3 protein-coding genes and 1 pseudogene are annotated in these 2,383 nt (G+C 38.8%); 1 reads left to right on the forward strand and 3 read right to left on the reverse strand.

The features are described from left to right. Positions 1-120: 120 nt before the first annotated feature. Positions 121-534, forward strand: a pseudogene (locus JQC92_RS21870) (ISAs1 family transposase); the annotation flags it as partial. A 331-nt stretch (positions 535-865) separates the two neighbouring features. On the opposite strand, the gene JQC92_RS21875 reads toward JQC92_RS21870, so the two are convergent. The 3 genes from JQC92_RS21875 to JQC92_RS21885 are packed head-to-tail and all read right to left on the reverse strand — an operon-like array spanning position 866 to position 1,800. Beyond that, entirely contained in the window at positions 866-1,081 is a 216-nt protein-coding gene (locus tag JQC92_RS21875; protein ID WP_205001642.1) for a hypothetical protein, read from the reverse strand. Continuing rightward, positions 1,068-1,544 (reverse strand): hypothetical protein, encoded by a 477-nt coding sequence (locus JQC92_RS21880; protein ID WP_205001643.1) that lies wholly within the window; start codon positions 1,542-1,544, stop codon positions 1,068-1,070. The genes JQC92_RS21875 and JQC92_RS21880 overlap by 14 nt, the downstream gene beginning before the upstream one ends. A 28-nt stretch (positions 1,545-1,572) precedes the next feature. After that, positions 1,573-1,800 carry a hypothetical protein gene (locus JQC92_RS21885; protein WP_205001644.1) on the reverse strand — a complete coding sequence of 76 codons (228 nt, stop codon included), beginning with the start codon at positions 1,798-1,800 and terminating at the stop codon, positions 1,573-1,575. Positions 1,801-2,383 lie beyond the last annotated feature (583 nt).

Below are 2,383 nucleotides of genomic sequence, written 5' to 3' on the forward strand. Positions count from 1 at the left end.
TTGAAGCCGCTTGTCATGCATAAAATTTAGGATACCAGACGATGTATTATTATTTTCGTGTTAAAAATCAGGTTAAATTTGAAATATAAATTTAACCTGATTATCCATGCGGAATATGGGTTACCCGCAAAAGAAGTTGCGAAAAAGTTTCCTGATTGGCCAAAACTGAAAACGGTTGGTGTCAGCATGGGATACCGACAAGAAAAAGGAAAAGAGCCAAGCTTAGAGCATCGTTATTACATCAGCTCAGCAGAGCTTACAGAAGAACAGTTTTCCGAGGCAGTACGGGCACATTGGGCTGTTGAAAATAGCCTGCACTGGGTACTAGATCTTAGTATGAATGAGGATAGATGTCAGATATATAAGGACAATAGTGCCGAGAACTGGGGGATATTAAGACAAACGTCTTTAAATATGTTGAGAAAAGAGAAAACAAAAGCCAGCATCCCGACAAAAAGAAAGCGAGCTTGGATGAAAACAGATTATCTTGAAAAGGTTTTGAAGGCAGGGTTAACCGAAGTGAACAAAACTTAAACACTCACGCGATTGCCCTGGCTAACGAGCCCTAATAAAACAGCAATAATATTAATGACACGAGGAATGCCAAAGCGCACCAATCGATTGACTAGAGGGCAACATAGAAGAGAAATAAAAGCGCCAAAAAAAACGGATAACAAAAACGGTTTGGCAACATCTAATATGAAAATGAACATTATTAAATAGCAATGCTCATTAAACTATATTTTAATATATTCTCTTGTTTAACGTTCATTATGTTCCTCAGATATTAAGATCCAGTTCTGGCTTAGTCACACTAAAATTAATGATGAATAACTACATTGATAACTAAGCCAGAACCTATTAATTATTTATCAAGTGAATGAATCAATAGACGTGCTTGCTTATAACCATAAAAAAGCGTCCTGAGATTTTTGACTTGGCTAAGGGCTAACATGCCGAGGGCAGCAAACCCTGCCGCATGAAATGGGGATTGCTGTACAAAGCTTTTTCCTTTGAAGTAGAGCAACCCCAAGCTGAGTGCAACTTGACGAGCTTTACTATCACACTCAAGCCTTTTCATTAGAATTTTCCGCTGTCGTTTTTTCATTGATCGCATGACACAACCTCCCAAGCTGCTCTTTGGTATATTCAAAACCCACAAATTGCTTGTAATATCGGCTGCCGAGTATCAAAAGCACAAGGATAGCGCTGAACGCTGCAATGAAAGCGCCATAACCGACTAAAAGGTTCAAAGTAAAGTAGTACCCCATAACCCCAACACCGACGGCGATGCTAATAAGAAACATCGGCAGCAATGCAACGAAGAGGAGTTTAATGGCAATGAGTTTTTTACTCGCGGCAACCGTGTTACGCAACTCCAAAGAAAACAACTCAAAAATCGACATTGACCATTGTTGAGTGTGAGATTGGAATACGGTTAGGTCTTTTAAAAGCCCTCTCAGTTGGACGATCGCTCGCTCTAAAAGCTCCGCTTCGCGATGTTGAGGCTCATTGTGTGCGTCGTTGATATTATTAAACTGCATAACTTTCCTCTTCGTGCATCATTAAGGCTTATTTGATTAGCTTAGAAATAGCCCAGCCTGCAATAAAGGCGCATCCAACGCTCAAAAGTGGTCGCTCTTTAATCATGTTTTCAGCTTGATCTGATTTATTTTTTACAGTTCCAAACCCTACTTCGAGCGTGTCTTGAACGGTATTTTTCACATTTTCTATTGCTTCTGAAGCAATCTCTTCGGCCTGCTGCTTAGAATCAGTTTTTTTAGTGTTTGCATTTGGCATATATAATCTCCTTAACTTTTCTAATGAGAGAAAATAAAGTGATCATTCAAAATTAACCATCACTTCTCACTCAAAGTTATGCAGATATCACGCCAACAATTAAAACAACTTGCCAAGTATGGTATTGGAGAGCTTTACGGTAATAAAAAGAGTGCCATTCATGTAATATTTACACTCATTTTCCATGAGGATTGTACCTTTTACAAAATTGCATTTCTTTCTTCCATAATCTACTGACGTGGTCTAATGGGTATGACCACCCCAGTTAAGGTGAGAATATGAAAGCAAAAGCTATTAGTCGTGTTTTTGTGGGCTATGTTGCCTAAAGGGTTTACTATGGATAATCATCAATCACTCATTGCAAAGTACCCTCAGATGAAGCGTTCACAACACAGGTGTTTGCATGGTTTCATGCCGTTCTTACTTAGTCGGCTATGAAAAACATCTAACATTATGATCGCTAATACAATATAGCTCTTTGATACATTCATTTTCGACCAGAAATGATATAGTGAACCTACGGTTTCTGGTCGTTTTTGGTGCTAAAAATGCTCTCCGAAAGCCCTTCAAATTTACCTCATGC

The sequence above is a fragment of the Parashewanella hymeniacidonis genome, assembly GCF_016900895.1.
GTDB lineage: Bacteria > Pseudomonadota > Gammaproteobacteria > Enterobacterales > Shewanellaceae > Parashewanella > Parashewanella hymeniacidonis.